Here is a 26,409-nt window from a genome sequence, read left to right as displayed (position 1 = left end):
TGCTAAACTAAAGCTAGATTATATTGCAGAAGAGGGGAAACAGCGTGAAGCAACCAAGAATTTTAGTCATCCAAGATATCTCAGCTAGTTGCCGGATCTCAATGAATGTAGCCGTCCCTATTTTGAGCTGTCTGGGAAATTGGGTCAATGTCTTGCCTACTGCCTTGCTTTCCACGCATACCGGCAAAGAGTTTGAAAAGTATACCTTTCTGGATTTAAGCGCTGAGAACTTGGCGATTCTGGAGCATTGGCGTTCATTGAATATTAAATTTGACGGCATTGTCATTGGGTATTTAGGGACTTTGCAACAAATAGAACTAATGCAAAAGGTGATCAAAGAGTTTACTACCGAAGAGGCATTGGTCGTTTTAGACCCAGTGATGGGAGACGAAGGACAATTGTATGATGGCTACACTCAGCAGCATGTGCAAGCCATGCGTGAACTTTGCAGTTATGCGGATGTCTTGATACCTAACATCACGGAAGCGTGCCTGTTGACGGGACGACCGTATCTAACAAAGCCTCATCAAAAAGGCGAAGTGGAAGAGTTGGTCAAACAACTGCAGCAGTTAACAGACAAAGAAATTATTTTATCTGGTGTGATGCTGAATGAAGCAAGCGTTGGAGCAGCCATCGTTTCAAAAACGAATGCAGTCAAGATCCAGTATACATTTGCACCAGTTTACCCGGGACATTTTGATGGTACGGGAGATTTGTTCACCAGTACGGTCGCGGGCTTCTTGTTTCAACAGCAATCATTGCTGCGTGCTGCTCAAGTAGCGGTAAACTATGTATCTAAAGTTGTTGAACAGACGATCCAAGAGGGAATTGATCCGTTATATGGAGTGGTTTTCGAAAAAGAGTTGTTTTATTTGATGCAGCAGTTGAGAGAAGGAACAGATTAAACTTAAAACCCCAGCAATTCCCGAAAAAATTCTCGGAAGTTGCTAGGGTTTTAAGATTTTTTTGTTTAAATTAACCAATCACCAAGTACTATTTTGCAGCGGTTAATTCAATGATTTTCATGACCACATCAGCGGCTTTTTCCATGCCTTCCAATGTAACGAATTCGTATTTGCCATGCAAGTTTTCAGACCCGGTAAAGATATTAGGCGTTGGCAAGCCTTTGTAGGTGATAATCGATCCATCTGTTCCGCCGCGAAAAGGTTTCACGTCCGGCTCAATGCCTAATTCTCGATAAGCTTCTAAAGCCAAATCAACACTGTACATATCTTTTTCAATAATATCGCGCATGTTGTAGTACTGGTCATACAGTTTCAAACTCAAACGTGGTTGATCAAAGGTGCTGTTGAACTGATCGACCAATTCCTTGAAGTGACGCTTCCGATTTTCAAATAGTCTTTTATCATGATCACGGATGATGTAAGTAGCTTTGACTTCGTCGATCGTTCCGACTTGGCTAGAGAGCATGTAGAATCCTTCATAACCTTCCGTTTTTTCAGGAACTTCTTCTTGCGGCAAAGCAGTCGCAAATTGTGCTGCTAACAGCAAAGCATTGACCATACTGTCTTTTGCTGAACCGGGGTGAACGCTCGTACCTTTAAACGTTATCTCCGCTTGCGCAGCATTGAACGTTTCATACTCGAATTTTCCAACGATACCGCTGTCCAGTGTATAAGCGAAATCAGCATCGAAATGTTCTACGTCAAACAAGAGAGCACCTGTACCAATTTCTTCATCCGGTCCAAAAGCTACTCGGATTTTGCCATGCGGCCGTTCTGGGTGTTTGATGTACTCTTCCATAGCGGAAACAATGGACGCCATTCCGGCTTTATCATCCGCACCTAATAAGGTAGTTCCATCCGTTGTGATGACGGTTTGACCAACGTAATTCTTTAATTGCGGAAATTCTGCCACAGTCATTGTGATCGCCAGTTCTTCATTCAGCAAAATATCCTTGCCGTCATAGTTTCTATGCACTTGTGGTTGAATGTTTTCAGCAGCGTAATCAGCTGTATCGATGTGGGCAAGAAAACCAATGACGGGAACATCTTTGTCTACATTACTTGGTAAAGTAGCGGTGACAAACCCATTGTCTTCATTGTATTCAACTTCATCCAATCCGATTTTTTTTAACTCCTCAGCTAAGTTCAAAGCAAAATCAATTTGAGAAGGAGTGGACGGAATTGTAGAACTGTGCGGATTTGATCGAGTATTTACTTTCGCGTAAGCGATGAAACGGTTTAATAGTGGTTCGTACATAATGATAGTTCCTCCTTTTATTCGGCTACATAAGCACGGCGGTAATCGTAACGGCCGCTGACGGAATGAATTTCTACATCTTTTAATTTAGGGTTGCGCAAATGAGCTTCCGCTGTATGGTACAAAGGAATCAAGCCGTATTCTTCCAACATGATTTTTTGTGCATCGAGCATATTTTGCCAGCGGGCATTTGGATCATTAGCGTTTACCGTTTCAGCATCATTCAATAACTGATCGACCTTTTCGTTTTTGTAAGGTCCGTTATTAAATGTGGTTTCACTATTTAGGATATCAAGTAAGTTGATAGCATCGGGTAAAATGGCGCCCCAACCGCCTAAAATGATATCGAAATCACCAGATTGTCCTTTTTCAATTCGATTGTTTTTGGGTATGTTGACCAAATTTATTTTCAAGCCATCAAAGTTATTTTGCAATTCGCCTTGAATATACTGTGAAACCACTTTACTCGTTTCATCGTCATCAGCGATTAAATCAATTTCTATCTTGTCCATATTTAATTCTTCTTTAGCTGCCTCAAACAGCTCTTTAGCTTTTTCAGGATCGTAGGTTAGGAAATCGCCGGCATCATCTGCAAAATCATTTCCGGTATCGGCATTGCTGACAAAATCATGCGGCACAAAAGCAGCAGCCGCAATCGAGCCATTGCCTAAAATAGTAGAAGCTAATTCGTTGCGATCCAAGATCAGCGAAAAAGCAGCCCTTAAATCAGCGTTAGAAAAAATAGGGTTGTCCGTATAATTGAATTCTAAAAAATTAGTACGAGCTTCGGGCTCTACTACATAAGCTTCGTGGCTTGTATATTGTTTAGCTGTTTCACCTGAAAGGATAGCATCATCTAACTGCCCCGATTCAAATAAATTTAAGGCAGTAGAAACCTCTTTGATGACTTGAACCGAGATACTGTCCAAAATAATGTTATCTGCATCCCAGTATTGATCATTTTTTTCATATTTCCAAGATTGATTGGTACCGTTCCACCCGGTTAGAGTAAAAGGCCCGTTGTAAAGCGTTGTTTCACTACTGGTTCCGTAACGCTCTCCCATCTCTTCTACAAAAGCTTGGTTCTGCGGGAAAAACGGCAGGAAAGCCATTTCTCCGAGGAAGTAAGATACCGGACCAATCAAATGCACTTCTAATTCATGGTCACCGGTAGCTTCGATACCTAGCGTTTCTGGCTCCATTTCACCATTGATGATCGCTTCGGCGTTGACGATGGAAGTGAACATATATGAATAAGGAGCGGCTTTGTCAGGATTGACCGCTTGTTGCCAAGCATACACAAAGTCATGCGCCGTTACCGGATCGCCATTTGACCATTTGGCATCTTCTCTTAACTTGAAATGATACGTTAAGCCATCTTCTGAGACGGTTGTTTCTTCAGCAAGCGCCGGCTCTGGTTGATTGTTTTCATCCAAACGATAAAGGCCTTCTAAATATTGACTCATAGCCGTGTTGGTTCCAATATCGGACACCAGTAAAGTATCTCCGGTAGAAAGCTCATTCAGTACACCGACTGAAATTGTTTGTTCTGCTGCATGGGCAGCTTCTTCATCAGTGGTTGAAGAGGTTGCTGACTGATTTTCTGTTCCTCCGCAAGCGGTCAAAAAAGCAGCTAACACTGTGAGAGAAAAAAGGAAGTGATTTTTTTTGAATTTTTTCATGTTGAAGCCCCCTAAAAATAAAAGTAGCTTTATCTTAACACTATTATGTCAATAAATTAACCTTTTTATTATCTTTTTTTAATAAAAGTCGGTAATACAAATAACAGAAGCTAATGTTAAAAACTTATGTCTCATTCAAAGTTAGAGAGAGAACCAGGCTTCAAGATACTTATTATTAGGCGCTATGAAAAAAAGAAAGTATACTTAGCTTACAGAGCCAAGAGGGAAATAAATTTGGTGAAGGACCATAAAGATCTTTATTTGTTCAATCTCGAAGCTGCAGCTTTTTCAACTTTCAAAAGACACTGAAGCCAATCTGCTGTTACTGGAAATACAAATTTATTGTAAGCAGTAAGAAAATTTGGGTAGTGAATCGAACAAGAGGGTTCAAGAAAGGGGAAGAGGAAATGGGCGCGATTATAGGGATAGTGTTGCTTTTATTGGCAATAGGGGTTATTGCTTTGAATATGAACCCGCTAGTACCGATCAGTTTATGGTTTACGTCAGTCACTTTGCCAGTTTGGACGGTCATCGCAGGAGCTTTAGTTTTAGGGCTTTTAATTGCTTGGCTTTTGGCACTCTCAAAAGGAACTAAGAATAGAGAAAAAAAGAAAGAACAAGAAGATAAACTAAGAGTTGCAGACCTATCAAAAAAAGAAGCGGTCGATCAAGCTAAACAAGACTCTGAAGCACAGCTGATACAAAAAAATGCTGAAATTGAAGGATTAAAAAAACAAGTCAGCAGTCTTGAAGAAGAGATGAATAAACATCTAGCGACTACAGACATACAAAGCGAGCAGAAAACTTCAACCACAAAACTTGCAGAAGCTGATGTTGATCAACAAGAGTTAAAAAGCGAAAACGTAACCGATAGTATCCGGATAGAGCCTGATACAAAACAAACAAGAACGAGTAAGAATAAGAGATAATGTACGATGATCAATCTATAAAAGCTAAAGACCAGTGGAAGTTTGTCTCACTGGTCTTTAGCTTTTTAGGTATTTAAAGTACATATTTTAATTCTTTATTACCTTTTTTCCAAGGCTTTTTTCTAATAAAATAGCTCCGATAGCGCCTACGATTCCTTGCACCAAATTACCTGGAATAGATGCGATGGCTCCCCCGATGCCATACATCAAGTAACTAACGATAAAGTAACCGAAAACCATGAAAAGACCTGCAGGAAGAGTCGCAAAAGCTGGTTTCTGATAACCTGTTTTTTTGAAGATCCACCCGCAAATAAATCCTTCTAACCCTTTCACAATAAAGGTGAAAGGTGCATAGTAAGCATACCCGGTCAAAATATCAGCCAGTGCGCTTCCAAAACCACCGACAAAAAAGCCCGCTTTTTTACCTAAAAACATACCAGTAAAAAGCAAAACCATGTCGCCTAAGTTAATGTAGCCATTCAGTGTTGGTATTCGGATAATCATCGTCATAATAACCGTTAAGGCCATCAATAATGCAAATAGCGTAATTTCTTTAGTTGTAATTTTTCTCATCATCTTCACCCTTTTTTTTAACAATACACTTATCATAGCGGTTTTCATTACGCTTGTCATATATTTTTTAAAAAATATTTTATAATTAAATGAATTCATGTATCAAAAGAGGGGATTCCTTCGATCAGCCGGCTTTTAAAGAGAAACTGAATTACCATTTAATGTTCTCCAGTAGTTCTTTCAATACATGTTCATTATCTGGATCAAGGCCCCAATGATGGATTTCTGCCCTTATGTCTTTTAAGGTACCAAATTCTCTAACGAAACCATTCAAACGTGCAGCAATAGTTGAATCGACAAAAGCCTTGTCGCTTGGAAAAAGAGGTAGAAGAGAGTCCATTGCTTTCGAAAAACGTCTCAAAAAATACTTTTGATGGCGATGCTCAGCACAATAAAAAACAGTGTAGGGTTGAAATTCTGTTTGGATTTCTTTTCCTAAAATTTGCTCTTGTTCGGTTTTGATTTGGTAGGCAATCCTTTTTTGCTCTTCACTATGATAGAGCAAAAGCGAAATGTATTGACGTTCCTTGTAAAAACGGTCTTTTGCTGCATCATGATTTTGCCAAAAAACCGTTAAAATTTCTTCATAAGAAAGGATTTCAGGATCAAATTCTATTTCAAGAGTTTCTGTATGGTCTCCAATCGTTCGATAAGTTGGATCAGTTGTCGTGCCGCCAGCATAGCCGACGCGTGTTCGGATAACACCAGGCAGTTGGCCAAAGCGGCTGTCTGGTCCCCAAAAACAACCCATGCCCAAAGTTGCTCGTTCGATCGTAGCAGCTTGTCTGTTTAGTTCAGTCATATCTATTCTCCTTTGGGTTTTATTTAAATGATTCCACTAGTGGTGCAAAAAAGCAGACTGATTTCTCTGCGAAAAATAAAAAGTCCTCTCTAATGGATGATTCAAGACCACTCTAAAGGACTGGATTTATAGACAAGTATCATTTAAAATGTCTTTTTGTAAACAAATTGAACCAGCAGTTGATCATCTGTGCTTTTCGGCTGAGGCCGAAAAACTCCGATTATGCAGCATCATTTTTAATGCACCACTAGTTAAACGACCCCTATTGTTTATTCAGCATAACAGAAAAAAAGCAAGTCGTCAGCTCATTGACTTGGAAGGGTTTACTTTGTATACTGTGCTTATTAAAGGCTTCGGTTCAGTCGTTATAAAAGAGCTGATAAGCAGAGTATCTATTAGAAACGCAAACGAAATAAGCAGCAGTTCACACAAAAACTAATAAAGGATGGAATCCATTATGAAAATAGAACACTTGGCTCTATGGGTAAAAGATTTGGAAGCAGCAAAAATATTTTATGAAACTTATTTTGAAGCACAATCAAATGAGTTGTATCATAATCCTATAAAAAAATTTAAGTCTTATTTCCTTACGTTTAAAGAAGGGGCTCGTTTAGAAATCATGGAGCGGGAAGACGTGAACCAACAGTCATCAACAGAAATTTTAGGCTGGGCACATATCGCTTTTTCTGTCGGAAGCAAAGAAAAAGTAGATGAATTGACCAATAAGCTAATCAGCGATGGTTATACATGTACAAGCCAACCACGACTGACAGGCGACGGTTATTATGAGAGCGTAATAGAAGATCCAGAAAAAAATCTGATTGAAATAACGGTTTAATAACTTTCGAAACAGGTGCAGTCTTCAAGCAAGATGGCCTAAAGACTGAGACAATATCAGTAAAAACTAATTCAACCTTGCATAACAACAAAAGAATCATATCACTCCAGTATTCTAGGAGGGTATGATTCTTTTATTTGAACCGATTTTGTGGAATTTATCTGTTATTTTCTGCGTCTTAATGAGCCGAGGCTTTCGGATGCGGCAGCAAAAACAGCAAAGAGTATACCGACAATCGGAAAGATGATCCAAGCTGTTCCCCAAGTGTTAAAAAGGAAGCCGGATATAACGTAAACTGCCGCAGCAAGAGGAAAAACAATACTTGCTACAGTATCAATCAATTTCTCAGCAGCCACTTTTTTAGGGGCATAGGATCCAATAGCCAACAGTTTATGATAAGTTGCATGAATAATCCCAGAAAATACGAACAGGAAAACACCCACAGCAACGAAGCTAAGCAAAAAGATAACCGACCAATAATTATCGTAGCCTAATAATACAATCGACAACAACAGAACGATAGGAGCGATAATACAAAGAACGACTCCTGAAGCAATTGCTTTGGCAAATTGCGGTTTAAAGTTTTTCAGTTCACTGTTTAATTCTGAACGAGTAGTTGAGTCAATTGAAATCGTTCGATCTGTCAGTTCATATTGCTGTTCTTTTATTCCAAAAATAACAAACAAACCAACAGCAAGTGCAATAAATAAGAATAGCGGAATGAGAGAGAAAATAATCAGCGTATCCTCCGCTGCATGATTGATGAACGGTAAAAAGCTTGAAACTTCTTGAACCAGCAGCATAATAGCAGGGGCTAGAATACAAAGGAACACTCCAGCTGCGATACCTAAACTGAATTTTGCGCGGTGAGATAAATAGTCTTCAACTTCTTCATGAGATAAGAATACGGTATGGTTATTTTCTTCATCTTGGTCATCTGTCTCCAAATTGTAAGCTTCAATGATTTCGTCAATATTGCCAAATTCAGCTAAAACCGTTCCGATAGCTTCATTCTCACTGCGATTTTCTGCTTTCAATTGATTGTATTTTTCTTCCATATTGAGCAGCATATCTTCTTTAAGTCTGAACATTTCTGGAGTTTGCGGCAAGTTTATAAAAATCGAGTCAACATAATTTACAATCGTATCCATTAGCGGTTCTCCTCCTTGATAAACTGGTCGATGATGTCTTTTGTTTCCTTCCATTCCGTTACTTTATCAAAATACGTTTGTTTGCCTAAGGGAGTGAGGGTGTAATAGGTCCGTTGTTTGCCGTACGTTTCAGTACTGGAATAAGCTTGAATCAATTTTTGTTTTTCTAAACGATTAAACGCAGAATATAATGTCGTCTCTTTCATCACATAAGCTCCGCCGGTTATTTCTTTAATGGTATTTGAGATTTGATAACCATAAGAATCCCCTTTCATTAAAATGGACAAAATAATTAAACTATTAAAGCCGCGCATGACATCACTTGATATCAAATTGATCCCCTCTTTTACTTCATCTATCGTAGTAATTAAAGTATACTCTATTTACTACGACAGGTAAAGTAAAATGACCAGCAGAAAACTATAAAAAAGAAAACAACAGCCAACAGAAAAGGAAATCCGATTCTTGATTAGGCTGTTGTTTATTTCTGGATGGAAAGCTTGATGTTTACAGTAATTTTTTTCCGCAATGAGGACAATACTGGATGGAGTTTGGTTCCTGCACAGTGGTAAGCTGCTCAACAAATCCAGCAGACAAAATACCAGTGGGAATAGCAACCATTCCTACTCCTAAAAAAGTAATAACAATGCCAAATAATTTTCCGGCTAAAGTGATCGGATAGATATCTCCATATCCAACTGTCAGCAATGAAGAGGCAGCCCACCAAAAGCCTGAAAAAGCGTTAGTGAATACATCCGGCTGGGCTGCATGTTCAAAGTTATACATCACTAATGAAGCAGCGGTCATTAAAACAAAAATAATAAAAACAGATGAAATCAATTGTTGTTTTTTATTTTTAAGGACATCTGTAATAACATTGAGCGAATCATAGTATTGGTTGATTCGAAATAGTCGTAAAATTCGGACGACTCGGAATATCCGAAAGGCTACAGCGCCATCTGGGAAAAAGAACGGCAGGTAAAAAGGGAAAAAAGATAAAAAATCAACAAGACCTGTAAAAGAAAAGGCATACTTGAAGATAGCTCTGCTTTTTGAAGTATTTGGATAAAGATAGTTAGCCGTCCATATTCTTAGTCCATACTCAATGGTAAACAGTATAACCGTTGCCATTTCAACCGTATGAATGATACCAGCATAATCTATGGAACTATCGAAAGTAGAATAAATAGTGAGGACTAAGTTTGCTGAAATGGCTGTAACGATCGTAAAATCAAATATTCTGCTTAAAATATCCGTATCGCGCCCAATTTGAATAATTTCAAAAATCCTTTTTTTCTTCATCTTCAATTACCTCGTTTTCACTGATTTTATTAAAAACATACGTCAAGCTTTATTATAATTCGTCTGCTAGTGATTATGCTATATATAAACGGTTTTTTATAGAAAATAGAATAATTAAGTAAAAATAGATACCTTACTATTCTAACCATCTTTAGAATAGCAGGGTATCTATTGGTTTACAGTGGTTCTATCATTTTTGGTGTTGGTAAGTGAAATGATTGGATTCTACAACCTTGAAATCCCAACCCTCAGAGACGCTAACACGATTTGACAAAGAGCCGTTATAGTTCATCGGCCGACAGTCCAACCGCCGTCAATTTTTATTTCTGCGCCTTGTATATAATCGGATTCATCGGAAGCTAAAAACAAAGCCAATGCTGCGACTTCCTCTGGTTTACCAGCACGTTCAGCAGGAATGTCTTTTAGTCTAGGGTCATCAATGCCTTCAGTCATTTCAGTATCAATAAAGCCGGGAGCAATTAAATTAGCTTTAATGCCTTTTCTGCCAAAATCATACGTTAATTGCTTTGTAAAACCGACAATGGCGTGTTTTGAAGTCACATAAGCTGCACCGCCCGCGCCTGCGACAAAACTAGATTGCGAGCCGACATTGATAATGGTTCCTTTGCCTTTATCCAACATCGTTGGCAGAGCAGCTTTAGAAAGCAGGAAAGGACCTTTTACATTAATAGCCATCAGTTTATCCCACGACTCTTCATCGGTTTCTAACGCATTGTCATAAGCATCATGGATTCCGGCACTATTAAAAAGAATATCGATCGTTCCGTATTTTTCCAGCGTTTTAGCGACACATTCTTCAACTTCTGTATGTTTTGTCATATCGGCTGAAATAAACATCGCTTCTCCGCCAGCCTCTTTGATGGCAGCAACTGCTTCTGCTCCACGTTCTTCATTTCTGCCGACGACAACGACTTTTGCACCTTCAGCAGCATACAATTTTGCTGTTGATTCCCCTATACCAGAAGTGGCTCCAGTAACAATTGCGACTTTGTCTTTTAATTTGCTCATTTTACCATGCTCCTTTTGTCGTTAATATGTTGTCCAAATTCAGTATACTAGAAATCAAGAACTGGAGGAATTATTCTGTTTAAGGTACCAAGAGGGGAAAGAACGCTTAGAAATCGAAAATCCTGTTGTGTACAAATTAATTCTTTAGGTTTTCACATTAAGTGCTATACTAGTTTATACAGGATTAAAATTAGGTTAAAATCAAGAATAACTAAAAAGGAGCGGATAAGCATGGCACAAGAAGAATTAAAAAATCGGGCAGATGTCCCAGAAGAATTAACATGGGACCTCACAGCCTTATACGAAACTCGAGAAGATTTTGATGCGGCTGTAGCCGAAATGAAAAGAAACGTTGAACAGTTCTGCAAAAATTATGAAGGCAAGTTAGGAAATGCAGCAACTATCATAGCGGCTTTGAAAGACTATGAAACCATTATGCAGACGATGACCTGGACGCATCATTATGCTTTTCTGCCGGAATCAGCGGATATTACCGATCCCGCTAATACTGAACTTTCTCGTCAAATGAACAATTTGATGGCAGAAATCAGTGCTCAGTTGTCTTTTTTTGATTCGGAACTGGTGAGCAGCGAAGCAAGCGTATTGGATCAAGTTGCACAAGAAGTACCGCAATTCGCCTCATATATTCGCCATACGAAAGAAAACAAACAAATCCAATTAGACCCGGCTGTGGAAAAAGCTTTGGCACAATTGGAACCTACATTAGATGCAGCAGGAGCCATATATGAGCAAGCTCGTTTAGCGGATATGGATTTCGGAACGTTTACAGTAGCGGGAAAAGAGTACCCGCTGAGCTTTGTATTATATGAAGATTATTATATGTACCATTCAGACACAGCTATTCGCCGTGCTGCGTTTGACAAGTTTTCAGAAACGCTTAGCCACTACCAAAATGTAGTAGCAGAGGCTTATTATACACAAGTCCAAAAAGAAAAAACGATGGCTACGATGCGTGGGTTTGATTCAGTCTTTGATTACTTGCTGTATGACCAAGAAGTAGATCAAGACTTATACAACCGGCAAATCGATACGATCATGGAAGACTTGGCACCCGTGATGCAAAAATACATTACTCATGTTAAGGAAGTCAGTGGACTGGATAAAATGACTTACGCAGATTTAAAAATCGATTTAGATCCCGAGTATGCTGTTGAAGTAACGGTCGAACAATCTAAAGAAATCGTTGAGGATGCGTTAAGTACGTTAGGGCAAGATTATGTCGCTAAAGTAATGCAAGCTTATCCAGAACGTTGGGTTGATTTTGTGCAAAACAAAGGGAAGTCGACGGGCGGATTTTGTACAAGTCCTTATGGCAAACACCCGTATATCTTGATGTCTTGGTCTAACCAGTTGTCAGATGTTTATACGTTTATCCATGAAATCGGACATGCTGGACAAGGCTTATTAGCTGCAGAAAACAATTCTATTTTAGGTGAGAACCCATCTCTTTATTTAATTGAAGCTCCTTCAACCTTTAATGAATTGCTGCTGACAGATTCTTTAGCACGTAAAAGCGATCATCCGCGGATGGAGCGCTTTGCATTAACCAATATGCTTACAAACACTTATTTCCATAATTTTATTACGCATTTATTGGAAGCTGCTTATCAACGTGAAGTTTATAAATTGATCGATGCCGGCAAAGGTTTTGATGCAGCGAAATTAAGCGAGCTCAAACGAGCTGTTTTAGAGCAATTCTGGGGAGATGCAGTAGAAATCAATCCTGGTGCTGAATTGACTTGGATGCGCCAAATCCATTATTATATGGGACTGTATTCTTACACGTATTCTGCTGGATTAACGATTGCTACACAAGCATTCTTGCGTATAAAAGCAGAAGGACAGCCTGCTGTTGCAGAATGGCTGGAGTTTTTAGCAATGGGCGACCAATACAAACCAGCTGAAGCAGCCAAAAAGGCTGGCGTAGATATTACGACCGATAAACCTTTGAATGATACCATTCATTATTTAGATGAATCGGTCAACAAGATCATTGAGTTAAGTGGAGAGATCGAAGAATAAATGCTCTGAATAAGTTTTTACAGGATAAAAATAGTATTAAAAAGGGGACTGAGAATTAAATTCTCAGTCCCCTTTTTAATGGAATTAACTTAAATCGATAGAAATAACTTCTGCATCTTTTGTTCCTTTAAGAGAAACAGTTTCTGGTTGGATTTGTAAAATGAGAATATTGGGATCATCTTTTCCATCAAAGATAAGGTTCATATACGGACTCCAAAGGTGCTCGATTAACGATTGGTCGTCTGTAAGAGACGTTTTTCCTTCAATCTCTACATATTGGTTGTGCAGTAAACCAGTGTCATAGCCTAGCAAAACAAATGTGTTAGGATTTTTCTTTAAATCTTCAACTTTTTCTGTGCGTTTGTCTGTAAGGGTATAAAGAACAAAACCTTCGTTAAAAAAAGTCATGTAACGAGAAACGGGTTTGTTGTCAGAAATGGTGGACATCGTACCAATATTATTTTTGCTAATAATTTTTAGTGCTTTTTCCCGTGCATCTGCCATTAGAATACCTCCATTCTTCATTACCGCAATTATCGCATATGCTCCGTTTTCAATCAAAGAAAACGGTTTCTGTTGTTTTTAACAGCAGAGGTATTTTGGGAAGTAAAAGTTTGGTCAAGAATGAAAGCGTTTCATTTATGTTAGGAGGCCGAAACGTGTTATTATGAAGAAAATACAAGTGCAAAAAATAAAGGTGTTCTAAAAAATTACTTTGGAGGTTAAGGATATGAAGAAAAAGTGGGCAGTTTTACTTTACAGTGCATTAAGTTTATCTTTGCTTGCAGCATGTTCTGATTCTGGCGGGAATGAGGCAAAGCAGTCAGCAGGCTCAGACGATTCAACGTTGACCGTTTGGGCGTGGGATAAAAATTTCAATATCCCGATTATGGAAATGGCCGGAGAGTATTACAAAAAGGACGGACATGAAGATTTTAAAGTAAATGTGGTGGAGATGTCTAATGAGGATACCAAGCAAAAAATGGTTTCTGGATTTACATCGGGTGTATCGGAAGGGTTACCAGATATCGTATTAATAGAAGATTATGATACACAAAGCTTTTTTATTAACTATGAAGATAAATTTGCTGAATTATCAAATGATATCGCTTTCGAAGAGTTTGCTCAGTATAAGGTCGATGCCGTAACGCATAATGACGGTGTTTATGCCATTCCATTCGATTCTGGCTCAGCTGGACTGTACTATAGGACCGATTATTTGGAAGAAGCCGGCTACTCGCCTGAAGATATGCAAGATTTGACTTGGTCAGAATTCGTTCAAATCGGCAAAGATGTAAAAGAAAAAACCGGCAAATGGTTCGTGGCTTTCATTCCTAACAGAGGGACACATTATATGCAAATGGCCATGCAATCTGCTGGACTTTGGTATTTTGACGATCAGGGAAAAGTATTTTTCAAAGATAATCCTGTTATTAGAGAGATGGCCGTCATTCTTAAAGACATAGAAAAAAACCAATTGGCAAAACCAGTCGATTACTTTGCAGCAGAGGGTATTGGAGCGGTTACCAGCGGAGAAGTGGCAGCGGTTAATTCAGCCGTCTGGTATTCGGCAACCATTAAATCAGCAGAAGACCAAGCGGGCAAATGGGCATATACGAATATACCGAAACTGGAAACAGTAGAAAACGCTACTCATTTTTCAAATTTGGGAGGCTCTAGCTGGGCAGTTCTAGAAGATTCGCCTAATAAAGACCTCGCTATTGATTTCCTTAAAACGGAATTTGCTGGCAATGATGAGTTTTACCAAGAAATCCTTGTGGATAAAGGAGCAGTCGGAACTTACATTCCTTCTCAAACAGGGGAAGCCTACCAATACAAAGACCCGTATTTTAATGATGCGCAGATTTACAAAGACTTTTCTGAATGGTCAGCTGAAATTCCAGGAGTCGATTACGGTGTAAATACAAACGTAGCAGTAGATGCTTTAAGATCTGTTTTACAGGATTATTTCGATGACAAACTGACATTAGATGAAATGCTTGAACAAGCGGAAGAGTATTACAATATGCAAGTTGGAGAATAAATTTAGTTGAACGAGCAGCGGCTGTTCTTTAGCTTAAAAGTCTGCTGCTTGTTTTTTTATTAATTAAGACAGTTTTCAAACTAAGAGAAAGGAGAACGGCTATGAAACCTAAAAAATCCTCAGGACAGCGGGAAGTTTGGAAATTTATTGTGTTTGCGGTGATTTTCGGAAGTGTTTTCTTATTGTATCCAATTTTTTATTCCATTTATATCTCCTTTCATAATATGCAAGGAATCCAATCAGTTTTTACTGGATTTGATAACTATATCCGCATGTTTCACGATAAAGTTTTTGTTAAAGCCTTGATGAACAATTTTACGTACTTAATTTTTCAGGTGCCTATTATGTTGGTGTTAGGATTGCTGTTAGCTTTTATTTTAAATTCACCAAAATTGAAAGGGAAAAACTTTTTCATGTTGGCTCTTTTTCTGCCATGTGTGACGTCATTGGTTTCTTATGCAGTATTATTCAAAATGATGTTCCAAGTCAGTGGGATCGTGAACAAGATGTTACTGACGATCGGGTTGATTCAAGATCCAATCAATTGGCTCAACAGTCCTTTTTGGGCGAAAGTAACGGTGATCATGGCATTGTGTTGGCGTTGGACTGGCTATAATATGATTTTTTACCTAGCTGGATTGCAAAATATTTCAACAGAAACGTTAGAGGCTGCTTCAATTGACGGTGCTAATGCCTTTCAAAAATTCTTCTTTGTTATTATTCTGCAACTTAAACCGGTCATTGTTTTTACTACTATTACCTCGACGATTGGAACCATTCAGTTGTTTGATGAAGTAGTCAACTTGACTGGCGGCGGGCCTTCCAATGAAACACTGACAGCTGCTCAGCTGATTTATAATCATTCGTTTGTCTACACATCCAATTTTGGTTACTCAGCAACGCTATCTTGGGCGCTGGTAGTGATCATCGCTATTCTATCGGTCATTCAATTAGCAGTCACTAATAAGGAATAGCCGTTTTCAGTCTAAGAGGAAAGGAGAACGTTATGAAATCAAAAATACTGACCCCTTTAAAATACTTGTTCCTGATCATCTGTTCGATTATTTCGATTTTCCCTTTCTATTGGATGGTGGCAGGCGCGACCAATACCTCCAATCAAATTGCTGAAGGTAAAATCACTTTGGGAAATCAATTTTTAGTTAATCTCAAAAGTTTGTTTGAGGGTTACAATATACCGTTGATCATGTGGAATTCGATTAAAGTTACGCTCATCACGGTAGTTTTAAGCTTGTTGGTAACGTCATTGGCAGCATTTGGTTTTGAAAAATTTAAAACGCGTAAAAGCGAAATAATTTATTCGATTTTTTTGCTGTTTATGATGATTCCTTTTGCTGCACTCGTGATCCCATTGTTTAAAATGATGGCTGGTTTTCATCTAGTCAATCAACATTTAGCCCTTATTTTGCCGTCTGTATCCAATCTTTTCTTGATTTTTTTCTTTCGGCAAAGCTTTAAATCCTTTCCAAATGAAATCATTGATTCAGGACGGATCGAAGGTGCAGGCAGCTATGGTATCTTTTTCAGACTCGTGTTCCCCATGATGAAATCAACGTATGCCGCGGCAACGATCTATTCTTTTATGAATTCATGGAACAGTTATCTTTTGCCGTTGATCATCTTGCAGACGGAAGACAAATATACAATGACATTGTTGATCTCTGGACTTTCTTCCGCTTCTTATGTCGCCAATTACGGTGTTCAAATGGTAGCTATTGTGATAGCTACCATTCCAACTCTGATTTTATTTGTTGCGATGCAAAAGAGTTTTGTCGCAGGTATGACCGGTTCTATAAAGGCTTGATACGTTAATACAATAGTAAAGAAGGTGCTGACGAACGATAGGATCAGCACCTTTTTTTGCCCATAAAACAAAGCAAGAGAGTTCGATCAACTCTCTTGCTTTGTATTTAAAATGATAAGGTTAATACCTTTATTGTTGATTGCGACGTGCTGATAGAGTAGCCACGTTAGCGTTAACAGTGTTTTTGTCTAATGGATAAATAAAGAACAAACAAGCAGCAACAAGCAGTGATATGCTCCCAATAGCTGGTACGATACTCGCAACAGAGTAAAGCTTACCTAGAACAGCCGTATTTTGGACTGTAGCCGTAGAAGCATATCCAATAGCCGTTAAGGCAAATCCACCTAAACCACCAGCTAATGCTTGCTCAATTTTACGAGAGAAAGAGTATACAGCATAAACCGTACCGTCTTCACGTTCTCCGGTTTGGACTTCTTGGTAATCGATAACATCGGTAATGAAGGCCCAGATAATGATGTTAAAATAGTTCATTCCTAAGTTTTCTAAGAAAGCAAACGTAAGATAAAGGCTGTCATACTTGTATTTGTTAAATGAAAGAAAAGAATGGACTTTTTAGAAGATATTAGTTGAAATAAAACTTTTTAATTGACACTCTAGCTCATCCAAGTATGCTTAAATGAACAAAGGCAATCGCTTTATTTTGACACTTACTCATTAACGTTTGCTTTATTAAAAGCCGCATTTGCCCAGTGCTAATAGCCTGTTCAACTAAAAGGAAAGAGGAAACAACATGCAAAAGATCATCACTCATTTGTGGTTTGATAATGAAGCACAAGAAGCCGTTGATTTGTACACCAGTATTTTTGCAGATTCAAAAATTTTAACGACCGAGCATCTAAACGCTCCCGGCGAAGGAAATGAAGGAAGTGTCATGGCAATTGAATTTCAGTTAGCAGGACAAGAGTTCATCGCCATTAATGGAGGTCCTTATTTCACATTTACCCCAGCAATGTCACTGTATATTAACTGTGAGACCCAATTAGAAGTTGATACCATCTGGGATACTTTAGTATTAGAAGGCGAGCCGGGAGAATGCGGTTGGCTAACCGATAAATACGGTATTTCTTGGCAAGTTGTTCCTACTGTATTAAGAAAACTTTTAACAGATGCTGATCCGGTCAAACGGGATGCTGTTTCAACTGCTATGTTCAAAATGAAAAAAACTAGAGATAACAGAATTACAAAAAGCTTATGATAATGCTTGATCACTCCTTGTTTTTCAAACAGCTGTAAAAAGGTCAAAATGAAGGGACCGGTTAAATGAAACGTTTTTTATCCACTGTAGTTATGCTTGCTTTAGCCATTGTGATTGGTTTTTGGCTGGGAAGCACGAATGTTTTAGATGGAACAAAGATCGGCGATGCCCTTTCTTTTATAACTGAAAAGATTCCTGTCCCTCAAGATTGGAAGATTTTGCTTCCTGATGAATCAGAATCATCAATGCCCCAAGTGCCTAACAACAAAGCAGCAGAATCAAGTTCCTCAGTTCCAGCAACTATTGATGAAGAAGATGAAACATCTACTATTGATTATGTGGCAATAGAAGATCATATACTTGAGCTCTTAAATGATTTGCGCCAGGAAAAGAATTTAAATGCATTAAAACCAAATGAACAATTGAAAAAAGCGAGTCGCCAAAGAGCCAAAGAAACGAAAGAGTCATTTGCCCATACGCGTCCAGATGGAAGGGAAATGGCGACTATATTTGAAGAACCAGAATATGAATATGTTTATCAGTTAGTAGGCGAGAATATTGGTATGGCCACGTATTATTTAGACGAGGAGGGTATGGCTGAATTAATGTTTGGTGGTTGGAAAAATAGTCCCGGACATTATGAAAATATGGTGCGTGAAAATTTTGAAGAAATCGGCATTGGGGTTTACTATGATGGAGAAACACTCTATGCTGCTCAGCTTTTTGGCACACCAAGGTAATCCTTGATTAGTAAAAAGATAGTTGAACGTTAACGATTTACAAGAGGGTACTAAAAAAATCAGAACAAGTAGTTAAAAAAATAGACCTATTCCTTTTTTACAGGAAGCAATTTTTATTGGGTGTTGCATAAGGTCTCTTTTTTTTAATGTCTTTGACATTGGGTCCGCTTTACTGAATGATAGTTATTGGATTTAGCCGAATATGAAATGGTATTTAGTGATGGCCGGAACTATTGGGAATATGATGGAGATGCGAAATATATAGCGGAAACGATTATGGCAGCAGACGCTATTATTATCGGTACCTCGACCTTCCAAGCTTCCATTCCAGCAACGTTAAAAAACATTTTTGATCTGTTGCCGGTCAGTTTCTAAGCTATATGAAAGCTCACATCGTATCAACTTATGTTTTATAAAAGAAAAAGTTTTTTACAGAAAAGAAAACATCAATCCAGGTATACTCTTTCGTATTGAGCGTTTAGTAGAAGACACGATCATGCTGGTTGATGCTTATGCGGCTATTCAACAACAGAAAGACGCGGAGTATGGATTTTAAAAATTGAGCTAAACCTTAGTGGTTTGCTTTTGAAAAAAGTATTTCCTCAGGGGAATGCTTTTTTATTTTGTTTTTTTAGTATAGAAATCGTTTTCTTTGTCGAATTCGAACATCACTTGTATACTTAACTTGTGGTTTAAATGACTCATTAGGAGGAATATAAGATGGGGAAATTTGTACAAGGAAGTTATTCAACTTTAGATGAAGCTGAGAGAGCGATTGATAAAGTCGTTGCTGAGGGCTATGCAAAAAAACTGATCACACTCGTGACCAACCATGAAACGGCTCGTTCCATTCCTGATTCATTAGGAGTAGGAATCAATACAGAGCATGCTAAGAAAGACAAAGAAGACGAGTCCTTTATGGAAAAAGTTAAAGATGCTTTTACGCCGGATGAAGATGAAGTGGACACAACAGATATGGGTTATCAGGCAGATGAAGAGGTTTTAGGCACGTACAAAGAAGATATCGAAAATGGCAAGATCATCGTTTTAGTTGATGACTTTGATGACGAAAAAGGTGCCGTTGATTTTGAAGGAGCTACGCCTAATGCTGCATCAGTTCCGCCGGTTTCCGATGATTTAGACCAAGGAAAAGAAAAGATCGATTTGAAAGCAGAGCGCTTAGATGTTGATACGAAAGAAGTTCAGACTGGTGAAGTAACCGTTGATAAAACTGTGACCGAAGAGATGAAAACAATAGAAGTTCCAGTCAAACATGAAGAAATCACTGTCGAAAGACACCCAGTAACAGATGGGGAAACTGTTACTGGGTCATTGGACATGAAAGACGAAGAAATAACTATTCCTGTCAAAGAAGAACAAATTGAAGTAACAAAACGACCAGTGGTGACAGAAGAAGTAACGATCGGAAAAGATACAACAGAGGAAGTAAAACAGGTTTCTGAACAGGTTCGGAAAGAAGATCTGGACATCCACACGTCTGGAGATGTTGAAGTAAACGACGAAGACGAAAGCAAAAAGAACCTATAATTTAAAAAGAAGGTCGAGGGGAAGCACTCCCGCGGCCTTTTAGGTTGTTCTGGTAAAATGGTTTCAACACATTTTTTTTGATTACTATGTAAACACTCATGCAAAGTTGACTCTTTCATAAGATCTTCGATTTCGGGAGTACTGATTGCCACGTGAGGACCTTTTTAGTATGATGAAAGAGAAGATAGAAGGAGTGTTTACGATGTATTTCACTGATTACCATCACCATACAGACAATTCATTTGATTCAATAGCTCAAATGTCGGCTGTCTGCGAACAAGCAATAATAAAAGGAATAGATGAGATTTGTTTTACAGAACATTTTTCTGTCAATTCCCTGGCACCCACTTATGGGCACATGGATTTTGAACGTTATTTTTCGCAACTGAAAGAAAACAGACAAAGGTATGCTGACAAATTGGTCATCAAAGCAGGAATCGAATTGTGCGAACCTCATTTGATGCAGGACGAATACAAAAAAGCTTTGGCCAACTTGCCGTTAGATTTTGTGATGGGTTCCGTTCACAATGTGAAAGAAGAAAAATTGAGCCGGTATATGTTGAGTAAATCCCCACAAGAAATTTATCAAGGTTATTTTGATGAAGTGTATCAGTTGGTAACGCACTCAGATATTGACGTCTTAGCGCATTTGGATTTGATCAAACGCTATGCGACAGAAACTGCAGGAGCGTATGATTTCTCTGACTACCAAATGATATTGGAAAAGATTTTGCTTAAAGCCATTGAAAGAGGAATTGGAATCGAAGTCAACACTTCTGGGTTAGCGAATAGTAAAATCAAAGAAACCCTTCCTTCAATGGAAGTATTGAAACTGTATCGTTCGTTAGGAGGCAAAATTTTGACTGTCGGCTCGGATTCTCATCGAGCGGAAACGGTTGGGTATGGAATAGAAATAGCATTGAGGATGGCGAAAGAAGCTGGATTCAACTCCATTTACACGTTTGAAAAGCGAGTGCCGACTGCTGTGGAAATTGATTTGTAGTACCTTTTGTAAAGATAAAATGACTCCAAAAAGAAGCCTTTTTAAGTTAAAGGCTTCTTTTTGTTTCGGCAATTGTATTTTTAAAAAGTTCTTGAAATTTTTTGCGATCATCGTTTGTGAACGGTTTAGGACCTTTTGTCCGTTTGCCGCTTTTTCTGACCATCGCACTTAAATAACGAGATTGTAAGAGTTGGTCGATCGTCTCGTTGGTGTATCTGAACCCCATATGATGAAGGATGATACAGCCTTTCCCTAGGGCTAATGAAGCCAAACCATAATCTTGAGTGATGAGCAGATCACCTTTTTTTACAAGCCGCATGATGCGGTAGTCAGCTGCTTCAGCTCCGGTGTCCACGTAAACCGTTTCAACTCCAGCCGGTTGCTGGACAGTTGAAAAATGAGAAATACTGGTTACCAGAACCACAGGAATTTGATCAGCTGTAGCTTCTGAAATAATAATGTCTTTTACCGGACAAGCATCTGCGTCCACATAAACTTTCATATCTTCCCCTGCTTTCATTGTTTCTTACTTCGTTTGATCAATTACCGCTCATTCTATTCTACAAGAAAACACAAGAAGTTTCTTGAGAAAATAGTCTTTGGTATTTTTTTGTTTACTGGATAAATTCGGCATATTAGTTTGGTCTCTGGAAACACTATTGTATGATGGAGCTATACAAGAAAAGGAGATGGAACAAATGGGAAAGACAATGCATACATTTACGATTTCTACTCATGAGAAACAATCGTTCACAACACTTGATCAGTACTTGCAAGAAGCTTTGGACAAAAGCGGTGTGGAAGAGGGCGTGATGGTTGTTTATTGTCCTCATACGACTGCAGCCATTACCATTAATGAGAATGCAGATCCAGATGTAAAAAAAGATTTGAAAGTAGGATTGGATGATACTTTTCCGAATAAACCTGCGTACGTTCATGCCGAAGGAAATTCAGACGGGCATATGAAATCATCCGTAGTGGGGGCGAGCGAAACGTTGATCATCGCAGATGGACAACTCATATTAGGCACTTGGCAAAGCGTTTATTTTGCGGAATTTGACGGGCCTAGGACACGCACGTTTATTGTGAAGATCTTGGCAGTTTAAATTCTAATCAATTGGCTTCCAGATTAAATGTTTTTAAAGAAGGGGTTGCCTATGAATAATGTGATCGACTATTTAAAAGAAGTGCTTAAGGCTACAGGCAAAGGGTTGAAAGGGTATTTGAAAGCTGAATGTAAATTATCGGTACTGACGTTTGTTGTTTTGTGCAGTGGTTTTTTGCTGATTGGCATTGAGCACTGGGGAATCAAAGCGTTCGGGATAGCAATCGTCGATATCATCCCAGTATTGGGCAGCGGGATGATCATGGTGCCATGGGCGGTCATTCGCTTTATTATGGGAGATACGACCATCGCTTGGCAACTTGGGTTGGTATATATTGTTGCGAGCATTATTCGACAAATAGCAGAACCGTTTGTGACCGGTAAAGAAATTGGCGTACGACCGCTCTACACTTTAATCTCCACTGTGATTTGTGTCTTGCTTTTTGGCCCACTAGGCGCACTGGCAGGAGCTCTGGTAGCTGTGATCATTAAAGCGATCTTTGAAGTGAAGTTCATTCGGCGGCTTTAATTGGAAAAAGAAAAAGACCGCTGTCGCCAAGGATACGTTCTTCTTGGCGACAGCAGTCTTTTTTTATTTGTATAATGGTAATAAAGGGAAAAATTAAGCTTCTTTTTCTCCAATAACTTCAGGGTCGCTTGCCTCAGCTGGTTCAGCAGGCTCTTCCATTACAGTTGGCGGTGCTACAATAGCCACTGTTTCGTCTTGTTCATTAAAGACAGTAATTTCTTTATCAACAGACAAGTCTGCTACTGTTAAAGAGTCTCCAATGGTTAAAGCACTAACATCAGCGGTAAATTCAGTTGGAATATTAGCCGGTGTTGTTTCAATTTCTAGTTCATTTAAGGTTTGTGAAACTAAACCTTCTTTGACGCCTTCAGCACCTGATAAAATGATCGGAACTGTCACTGTCAGTTTTTGGTCTTTTGTAATAGCCTGAAGCTCTACATCCAAAATTTGATATTTTAAAGCAGCGCTTTGGAAATCTTTAATGATAACTTGTTTTGATTCTCCCTCTGCAGTTACGATATCAAAAATCCCGTTTTTACCTAATTCTTTTAAAACCTTGTCAAAATCTTTGCTGTCTAACAAGACAGGAGTAGTTTCGGATCCTTTATTATAAACAACTGCCGGGATTTTATTTTCCCGTCTGTAACGATTAGCTGAAGAAGTCCCAACTTCAGTTCTCAATTCTGCATTTATTTTCATCCTTTATTCTCCTTCCGTTTAGCCCAATTTATTAAAAGTCTTCACCCGTTCTAAAAAAAGAACCGATGGAATGGTTAGGCTTAAACTCGTGTTCGCTATTCATTATACCAAATAAAGCACAAACTAGCTATTATAACGGTTTCAAATCTGGAAACAGCTGCGTAACAACGTTTTTAGCTCTTCTCAAGTACCATAGAAATTCCGATTCCGCCGCCTACACATAATGAAGCTAATCCTAAATGAGCTTGTTTTTTTTGCATTTCGTGGAGCAAACTGACTAAAATTCTGGCTCCGGAAGCGCCTATCGGATGGCCTAAAGCGATCGCTCCGCCATTCACGTTGACTTTGTCGCTATGAAGCTTTAAATCTCTAGATACGGCTACACTTTGAGCAGCAAAAGCTTCATTTAATTCAATTAAGTCAATATCATCCAAAGACAAGTTTGTTTTTTTTAAAACCGTTTCAATGGCCTGATAGGGAGCATATCCCATGATCGAAGGGTCAATGCCGATTTCAGCATATCCGCGTATGGTGGCTAAATAAGGCACACCTAATTGTTCAGCACGGGATTTTTTCATCAAGACAAGTGCTGCTGCTCCATCGTTTATACCCGAAGAATTTCCGGCAGTAACGGTTCCGTTTTCGGCAAAAGCAGGGTTAAGAGCAGTTAAACTTTCTAAACTAGTATTCTTTCGAACAAATTCGTCTTCACTGAATAAAAGCGGTTTGCCTTTTGAATCTTTAACCGCAACTGGGACGATTTCTTCCGTGAATCGCCCATTCTCCTGTGCAGCTGCAGCTTTCATTTGCGAGCGTAACGCGAATGCATCTTGTTCGGCTCTTGAAATGCCGTATTGTTCCGCTACTTTTTCAGCGGTCAGACCCATAGGCAGATGATTGAACGCATCCGATAAACCATCATGCATAGCGCTGTCGATCATCCGGTCATCGCCAGCTTTTTTTCCCCACCGATGATGATTTAAAAGATAAGGAGCTTGTGACATGTTTTCTGTTCCGCCTGCTACGATCACATCAGCGTCTCCTAATTGAATGGCTTGACTGGCAAGAATGACGGATTTTAACCCTGAACCGCAAACTTCATTAATGGTCATCGCTGGGGATGCATAAGGAACATCGGCATGGACAGCTATTTGACGTGCTGGGTTTTGTCCTAGTCCAGCTTGTAAGACATTTCCAAAAATAACCTGATTTACTACTTCTGGTGAAATAGCTGCCCGATCAATGGCTTGTTTCGCGACGAGAATACCTAATTCAACAGCGGTTGTGTTTTTTAAGCTTCCGCCAAATTTTCCAATTGGTGTTCTTGCGGCACTAACAATGACAACTTCTTCCATTTTCTTCTTCTCCTTAATGTTGCAATATGCTTTCGTTTTTATGAAGGTACTCGCCATCCCAAAAGACGAAATGAGTGAGTGCTTCTTTCTGTCTATTGTACGATACTTGCGTCTGTTTAACACTTTAAGATTTGTTAAATTTTTTAGAATGAAAAAGACAGACATCCTCTGGTAGATTGTTAAAGTTATCTTTAGATTGTTTTCAACCAGTTGTTTTTTTGTGCTATTTGAACTATTCTTTTAATAGCATCATAAGAGAAAGAAAACTGGTTGTTATAAAGTTAGCGCAAAACGCTTATTTTTGTACCTCATCAACTAACAGACATGAATAACAAAGTAGTGGAGGAGAATTTTTTTGAAAATAGGGATTGATAAAATCGGGTTTTATACCCCTCATTTATATGTTGATATGAAAAAACTAGCGGTTGCTAGAGAAATAGAGCCTGAAAAGTTCACTATTGGCATTGGCCAAGAAAAAATGGCTCTAGCTCCACTCACACAAGACGCGGTTACATTGGCAGCAAACGCAGCTTTAAATATATTAGATGAAAAAGATAAAGAGAAAATTGATTTGGTTATTTTTGGTACAGAGTCTGGTATTGATCATTCAAAAGCTGCAGCCATTTATGTGCATCATTTATTAGGGTTACGTTCCGAAGCTCGTGCGTTTGAAATCAAACAAGCTTGTTATGGAGCAACTGCTGGGATTCAAATGGCAAAAGGACATATAGCGTTAAATCCAGAAAGCAAAGTATTGGTTTTGGGATCAGACATTTCAAGATACGGTTTAAATACTTCAGGAGAAGCTACACAAGGAGCTGGAGCGGTTGCTTTAGTGATTAGCGCTGAACCTAGTATATTAGCATTTGAAGAACAAAGTGCGTATGTGACTGCTGATATCATGGACTTTTGGCGGCCTATCTATTCAGAAGCAGCTTTTGTTGACGGCAAATTTTCAAACGAACAGTACATCCAATTTTTTGCAACAGCTTGGGCCCAGTATAAAGCTAAAACCAATCTAGCCTTAAAAGATTTTGAAGCGATTTGTTTCCATTTGCCTTATACGAAAATGGGACTAAAAGCCTTGAAACCTGTTTTGTTAGAGGAAGGTTCAGCTGCAGACCAAGAACGGCTGCTGGCCAATTATCAAGTAAGCACGGGTTACAACCGAGTAGTAGGAAATATCTATACCGGCTCATTGTACCTCAGCTTGCTATCTTTGCTTGAGCAGCAAGAGGACTTAGCCGATGGAGAGAGAATCGGTTTATTCAGCTATGGTTCCGGCGCAGTGGGTGAATTCTTTACTGGTATTTTACAACCTGGATTCCGTTCGCATTTAAACGTGGTACAACATATGGACTTGCTTTCATCAAGAGCAGAAGTAAGTGTTGCGGAATACGAAGCTATTTTCCAACAAACACTGCCGATAGATGGAACAACGGTTGAATTGGATAATACTAATGACCCAGCAGAAATTTATTTAGCCGGCATGACGAATAATATGCGTCAATACATCAATAAACAAACTGAAGATTCTATTTACTCTTAAATTAAACCAGCATCCTTCGAATAAGAGGGGGTGCTATTTTAATTGTGGTACAATATTTGACGTTGGTGAGTGAAAACTTGCTAACGTATTTTTTCACTTCAACAATTTTAGTCATTGATTTTCCCTCGATAGCACAGACATCGTGCAAACCGTATAAGTGAGATCTGAGTAAAGCATATGTAGTATGTAAATCTCATTTGAGTACTGCAAGGACATGAAAACTCTGT

General features: G+C 38.8%; 28 protein-coding genes. 15 read left to right on the top strand and 13 right to left on the bottom strand.

What is annotated here, in order from left to right:
• Positions 1-44: 44 nt before the first annotated feature.
• Positions 45-905 (top strand): pyridoxamine kinase, encoded by an 861-nt coding sequence (locus NY10_RS06845; protein ID WP_058919268.1) that lies wholly within the window; start codon positions 45-47, stop codon positions 903-905.
• A gap of 88 nt (positions 906-993) precedes the next feature.
• On the opposite strand, the gene pepT is transcribed toward NY10_RS06845, so the two are convergent.
• Positions 994-2,223 carry a peptidase T gene (gene pepT / locus NY10_RS06840; RefSeq protein WP_058919267.1) on the bottom strand — a complete coding sequence of 410 codons (1,230 nt, stop codon included), beginning with the start codon at positions 2,221-2,223 and terminating at the stop codon, positions 994-996.
• A gap of 17 nt (positions 2,224-2,240) precedes the next feature.
• Positions 2,241-3,905: a peptide ABC transporter substrate-binding protein gene (locus tag NY10_RS06835; RefSeq protein WP_058919266.1), complete on the bottom strand. Its 1,665-nt coding sequence runs from the start codon at positions 3,903-3,905 to the stop codon at positions 2,241-2,243.
• Between the two features lie 407 nt (positions 3,906-4,312).
• Between NY10_RS06835 and NY10_RS06830 the strand changes: the two genes are divergently transcribed.
• The gene (locus NY10_RS06830; protein WP_058919265.1) at positions 4,313-4,834 is read left to right on the top strand and encodes a LapA family protein; all 522 of its coding nucleotides are present in this window, start codon (positions 4,313-4,315) and stop codon (positions 4,832-4,834) included.
• 87 nt (positions 4,835-4,921) lie between these two features.
• Here NY10_RS06830 and NY10_RS06825 read toward each other — a convergent pair whose 3' ends face one another.
• Together NY10_RS06825 and msrA are read right to left on the bottom strand one after the other, a co-directional pair.
• Positions 4,922-5,410, bottom strand: coding sequence for an ECF transporter S component (locus NY10_RS06825; RefSeq protein WP_231726709.1), 489 nt, complete (start codon positions 5,408-5,410; stop codon positions 4,922-4,924).
• A gap of 148 nt (positions 5,411-5,558) precedes the next feature.
• Positions 5,559-6,209, bottom strand: a complete 651-nt coding sequence (msrA, locus tag NY10_RS06820; RefSeq protein WP_058919263.1) for a peptide-methionine (S)-S-oxide reductase MsrA — start codon at positions 6,207-6,209, stop codon at positions 5,559-5,561.
• Between the two features lie 457 nt (positions 6,210-6,666).
• Here msrA and NY10_RS06815 point away from each other — a divergent pair, with 457 nt between their 5' ends.
• Positions 6,667-7,047: a VOC family protein gene (locus NY10_RS06815; protein WP_058919262.1), complete on the top strand. Its 381-nt coding sequence runs from the start codon at positions 6,667-6,669 to the stop codon at positions 7,045-7,047.
• Positions 7,048-7,211: 164 nt separating this feature from the next.
• Here NY10_RS06815 and NY10_RS06810 read toward each other — a convergent pair whose 3' ends face one another.
• From NY10_RS06810 to NY10_RS06795, 4 genes are all read right to left on the bottom strand, one after another.
• On the bottom strand, positions 7,212-8,198 hold the full coding sequence (locus NY10_RS06810; protein WP_058919261.1) for a permease prefix domain 1-containing protein: 987 nt from the start codon (positions 8,196-8,198) through the stop codon (positions 7,212-7,214).
• Positions 8,198-8,530 (bottom strand): PadR family transcriptional regulator, encoded by a 333-nt coding sequence (locus NY10_RS06805; RefSeq protein ID WP_058919260.1) that lies wholly within the window; start codon positions 8,528-8,530, stop codon positions 8,198-8,200. Before NY10_RS06805 ends, NY10_RS06810 begins: the two co-directional genes overlap by 1 nt.
• Positions 8,531-8,705: 175 nt before the next feature.
• Positions 8,706-9,500 (bottom strand): ion transporter, encoded by a 795-nt coding sequence (locus tag NY10_RS06800; RefSeq protein ID WP_058919259.1) that lies wholly within the window; start codon positions 9,498-9,500, stop codon positions 8,706-8,708.
• Between the two features lie 288 nt (positions 9,501-9,788).
• Positions 9,789-10,529, bottom strand: coding sequence for an SDR family NAD(P)-dependent oxidoreductase (locus tag NY10_RS06795; protein WP_058919258.1), 741 nt, complete (start codon positions 10,527-10,529; stop codon positions 9,789-9,791).
• 231 nt (positions 10,530-10,760) lie between these two features.
• Here NY10_RS06795 and pepF point away from each other — a divergent pair, with 231 nt between their 5' ends.
• Positions 10,761-12,572 carry an oligoendopeptidase F gene (gene pepF, locus NY10_RS06790; protein ID WP_058919257.1) on the top strand — a complete coding sequence of 604 codons (1,812 nt, stop codon included), beginning with the start codon at positions 10,761-10,763 and terminating at the stop codon, positions 12,570-12,572.
• An 84-nt stretch (positions 12,573-12,656) separates the two neighbouring features.
• Here the strand turns inward: pepF and NY10_RS06785 are convergent, their stop codons facing one another.
• Positions 12,657-13,076 (bottom strand): pyridoxamine 5'-phosphate oxidase family protein, encoded by a 420-nt coding sequence (locus tag NY10_RS06785; protein ID WP_058919256.1) that lies wholly within the window; start codon positions 13,074-13,076, stop codon positions 12,657-12,659.
• Positions 13,077-13,302: 226 nt separating this feature from the next.
• On the opposite strand from NY10_RS06785, the gene NY10_RS06780 reads away from it, so the two are divergent.
• The 3 genes from NY10_RS06780 (at position 13,303) to NY10_RS06770 (ending at position 16,438) form a co-directional block, all read left to right on the top strand.
• The gene (locus NY10_RS06780) at positions 13,303-14,616 is read left to right on the top strand and encodes an ABC transporter substrate-binding protein (RefSeq protein WP_058919255.1); all 1,314 of its coding nucleotides are present in this window, start codon (positions 13,303-13,305) and stop codon (positions 14,614-14,616) included.
• Between the two features lie 101 nt (positions 14,617-14,717).
• Positions 14,718-15,590 carry a carbohydrate ABC transporter permease gene (locus NY10_RS06775; RefSeq protein ID WP_058919254.1) on the top strand — a complete coding sequence of 291 codons (873 nt, stop codon included), beginning with the start codon at positions 14,718-14,720 and terminating at the stop codon, positions 15,588-15,590.
• Positions 15,591-15,622: 32 nt separating this feature from the next.
• A complete protein-coding gene (locus NY10_RS06770; RefSeq protein ID WP_058919253.1) occupies positions 15,623-16,438 on the top strand; it encodes a carbohydrate ABC transporter permease in 816 nt (271 codons plus the stop codon).
• Between the two features lie 129 nt (positions 16,439-16,567).
• On the opposite strand, the gene NY10_RS06765 is transcribed toward NY10_RS06770, so the two are convergent.
• Positions 16,568-16,930 (bottom strand): MFS transporter, encoded by a 363-nt coding sequence (locus NY10_RS06765; RefSeq protein WP_058919252.1) that lies wholly within the window; start codon positions 16,928-16,930, stop codon positions 16,568-16,570.
• Positions 16,931-17,189: 259 nt separating this feature from the next.
• Between NY10_RS06765 and NY10_RS06760 the strand changes: the two genes are divergently transcribed.
• From NY10_RS06760 to NY10_RS06740, 5 genes are all read left to right on the top strand, one after another.
• Complete coding sequence (locus NY10_RS06760; protein WP_197408952.1) at positions 17,190-17,654, top strand: VOC family protein; 465 nt, start codon at positions 17,190-17,192, stop codon at positions 17,652-17,654.
• A 65-nt stretch (positions 17,655-17,719) separates the two neighbouring features.
• Positions 17,720-18,394: a CAP domain-containing protein gene (locus NY10_RS06755; protein WP_058919251.1), complete on the top strand. Its 675-nt coding sequence runs from the start codon at positions 17,720-17,722 to the stop codon at positions 18,392-18,394.
• 186 nt (positions 18,395-18,580) lie between these two features.
• On the top strand, positions 18,581-18,769 hold the full coding sequence (locus tag NY10_RS12680; protein WP_058919250.1) for an NADPH-dependent FMN reductase: 189 nt from the start codon (positions 18,581-18,583) through the stop codon (positions 18,767-18,769).
• Positions 18,770-19,114: 345 nt separating this feature from the next.
• Complete coding sequence (locus NY10_RS06745) at positions 19,115-19,942, top strand: YsnF/AvaK domain-containing protein (RefSeq protein WP_058919249.1); 828 nt, start codon at positions 19,115-19,117, stop codon at positions 19,940-19,942.
• A 169-nt stretch (positions 19,943-20,111) separates the two neighbouring features.
• Positions 20,112-20,945, top strand: a complete 834-nt coding sequence (locus NY10_RS06740; protein ID WP_231726708.1) for a histidinol-phosphatase HisJ family protein — start codon at positions 20,112-20,114, stop codon at positions 20,943-20,945.
• Positions 20,946-20,991: 46 nt separating this feature from the next.
• Here the strand turns inward: NY10_RS06740 and NY10_RS06735 are convergent, their stop codons facing one another.
• Positions 20,992-21,447 carry a YaiI/YqxD family protein gene (locus NY10_RS06735; protein WP_058920274.1) on the bottom strand — a complete coding sequence of 152 codons (456 nt, stop codon included), beginning with the start codon at positions 21,445-21,447 and terminating at the stop codon, positions 20,992-20,994.
• A gap of 196 nt (positions 21,448-21,643) precedes the next feature.
• On the opposite strand from NY10_RS06735, the gene NY10_RS06730 reads away from it, so the two are divergent.
• Both NY10_RS06730 and NY10_RS06725 read left to right on the top strand, forming a co-directional pair.
• Positions 21,644-22,051 carry a secondary thiamine-phosphate synthase enzyme YjbQ gene (locus NY10_RS06730; RefSeq protein ID WP_058919247.1) on the top strand — a complete coding sequence of 136 codons (408 nt, stop codon included), beginning with the start codon at positions 21,644-21,646 and terminating at the stop codon, positions 22,049-22,051.
• 51 nt (positions 22,052-22,102) lie between these two features.
• Positions 22,103-22,579 carry an AI-2E family transporter gene (locus NY10_RS06725; protein WP_231726707.1) on the top strand — a complete coding sequence of 159 codons (477 nt, stop codon included), beginning with the start codon at positions 22,103-22,105 and terminating at the stop codon, positions 22,577-22,579.
• A 93-nt stretch (positions 22,580-22,672) separates the two neighbouring features.
• Here the strand turns inward: NY10_RS06725 and NY10_RS06720 are convergent, their stop codons facing one another.
• Positions 22,673-23,278 (bottom strand): 50S ribosomal protein L25, encoded by a 606-nt coding sequence (locus NY10_RS06720; RefSeq protein WP_058919245.1) that lies wholly within the window; start codon positions 23,276-23,278, stop codon positions 22,673-22,675.
• A 173-nt stretch (positions 23,279-23,451) separates the two neighbouring features.
• A complete protein-coding gene (locus NY10_RS06715; protein WP_058919244.1) occupies positions 23,452-24,633 on the bottom strand; it encodes an acetyl-CoA C-acetyltransferase in 1,182 nt (393 codons plus the stop codon).
• A 355-nt stretch (positions 24,634-24,988) separates the two neighbouring features.
• Here NY10_RS06715 and NY10_RS06710 point away from each other — a divergent pair, with 355 nt between their 5' ends.
• Positions 24,989-26,182 carry a hydroxymethylglutaryl-CoA synthase gene (locus tag NY10_RS06710; RefSeq protein WP_058919243.1) on the top strand — a complete coding sequence of 398 codons (1,194 nt, stop codon included), beginning with the start codon at positions 24,989-24,991 and terminating at the stop codon, positions 26,180-26,182.
• The last annotated feature ends 227 nt before the right edge of the window (positions 26,183-26,409 follow it).

The sequence above is a fragment of the Carnobacterium sp. CP1 genome (assembly GCF_001483965.1).
Classification (GTDB): Bacteria; Bacillota; Bacilli; order Lactobacillales; family Carnobacteriaceae; genus Carnobacterium_A; species Carnobacterium_A antarcticum.
The sequence above is the reverse complement of the archived record's forward strand: the minus strand, read 5'-3'. Positions and strand labels throughout refer to the sequence as shown.

Coding starts and splice junctions, on each gene's coding strand:
- pepT (WP_058919267.1), bottom strand. CDS start 2,223: ATGTACGAACCACTATTAAACCGTTTCATCGCTTACGCGAAAGTAAAT.
- NY10_RS06835 (WP_058919266.1), bottom strand. CDS start 3,905: ATGAAAAAATTCAAAAAAAATCACTTCCTTTTTTCTCTCACAGTGTTA.
- NY10_RS06830 (WP_058919265.1), top strand. CDS start 4,313: ATGGGCGCGATTATAGGGATAGTGTTGCTTTTATTGGCAATAGGGGTT.
- NY10_RS06825 (WP_231726709.1), bottom strand. CDS start 5,410: ATGATGAGAAAAATTACAACTAAAGAAATTACGCTATTTGCATTATTG.
- msrA (WP_058919263.1), bottom strand. CDS start 6,209: ATGACTGAACTAAACAGACAAGCTGCTACGATCGAACGAGCAACTTTG.
- NY10_RS06815 (WP_058919262.1), top strand. CDS start 6,667: ATGAAAATAGAACACTTGGCTCTATGGGTAAAAGATTTGGAAGCAGCA.
- NY10_RS06810 (WP_058919261.1), bottom strand. CDS start 8,198: ATGGATACGATTGTAAATTATGTTGACTCGATTTTTATAAACTTGCCG.
- NY10_RS06800 (WP_058919259.1), bottom strand. CDS start 9,500: ATGAAGAAAAAAAGGATTTTTGAAATTATTCAAATTGGGCGCGATACG.
- NY10_RS06795 (WP_058919258.1), bottom strand. CDS start 10,529: ATGAGCAAATTAAAAGACAAAGTCGCAATTGTTACTGGAGCCACTTCT.
- pepF (WP_058919257.1), top strand. CDS start 10,761: ATGGCACAAGAAGAATTAAAAAATCGGGCAGATGTCCCAGAAGAATTA.
- NY10_RS06785 (WP_058919256.1), bottom strand. CDS start 13,076: ATGGCAGATGCACGGGAAAAAGCACTAAAAATTATTAGCAAAAATAAT.
- NY10_RS06780 (WP_058919255.1), top strand. CDS start 13,303: ATGAAGAAAAAGTGGGCAGTTTTACTTTACAGTGCATTAAGTTTATCT.
- NY10_RS06775 (WP_058919254.1), top strand. CDS start 14,718: ATGAAACCTAAAAAATCCTCAGGACAGCGGGAAGTTTGGAAATTTATT.
- NY10_RS06770 (WP_058919253.1), top strand. CDS start 15,623: ATGAAATCAAAAATACTGACCCCTTTAAAATACTTGTTCCTGATCATC.
- NY10_RS06765 (WP_058919252.1), bottom strand. CDS start 16,930: ATGAACTATTTTAACATCATTATCTGGGCCTTCATTACCGATGTTATC.
- NY10_RS06760 (WP_197408952.1), top strand. CDS start 17,190: ATGCAAAAGATCATCACTCATTTGTGGTTTGATAATGAAGCACAAGAA.
- NY10_RS06755 (WP_058919251.1), top strand. CDS start 17,720: ATGAAACGTTTTTTATCCACTGTAGTTATGCTTGCTTTAGCCATTGTG.
- NY10_RS06745 (WP_058919249.1), top strand. CDS start 19,115: ATGGGGAAATTTGTACAAGGAAGTTATTCAACTTTAGATGAAGCTGAG.
- NY10_RS06740 (WP_231726708.1), top strand. CDS start 20,112: ATGATGAAAGAGAAGATAGAAGGAGTGTTTACGATGTATTTCACTGAT.
- NY10_RS06735 (WP_058920274.1), bottom strand. CDS start 21,447: ATGAAAGTTTATGTGGACGCAGATGCTTGTCCGGTAAAAGACATTATT.
- NY10_RS06730 (WP_058919247.1), top strand. CDS start 21,644: ATGGGAAAGACAATGCATACATTTACGATTTCTACTCATGAGAAACAA.
- NY10_RS06725 (WP_231726707.1), top strand. CDS start 22,103: ATGAATAATGTGATCGACTATTTAAAAGAAGTGCTTAAGGCTACAGGC.
- NY10_RS06720 (WP_058919245.1), bottom strand. CDS start 23,278: ATGAAAATAAATGCAGAATTGAGAACTGAAGTTGGGACTTCTTCAGCT.
- NY10_RS06715 (WP_058919244.1), bottom strand. CDS start 24,633: ATGGAAGAAGTTGTCATTGTTAGTGCCGCAAGAACACCAATTGGAAAA.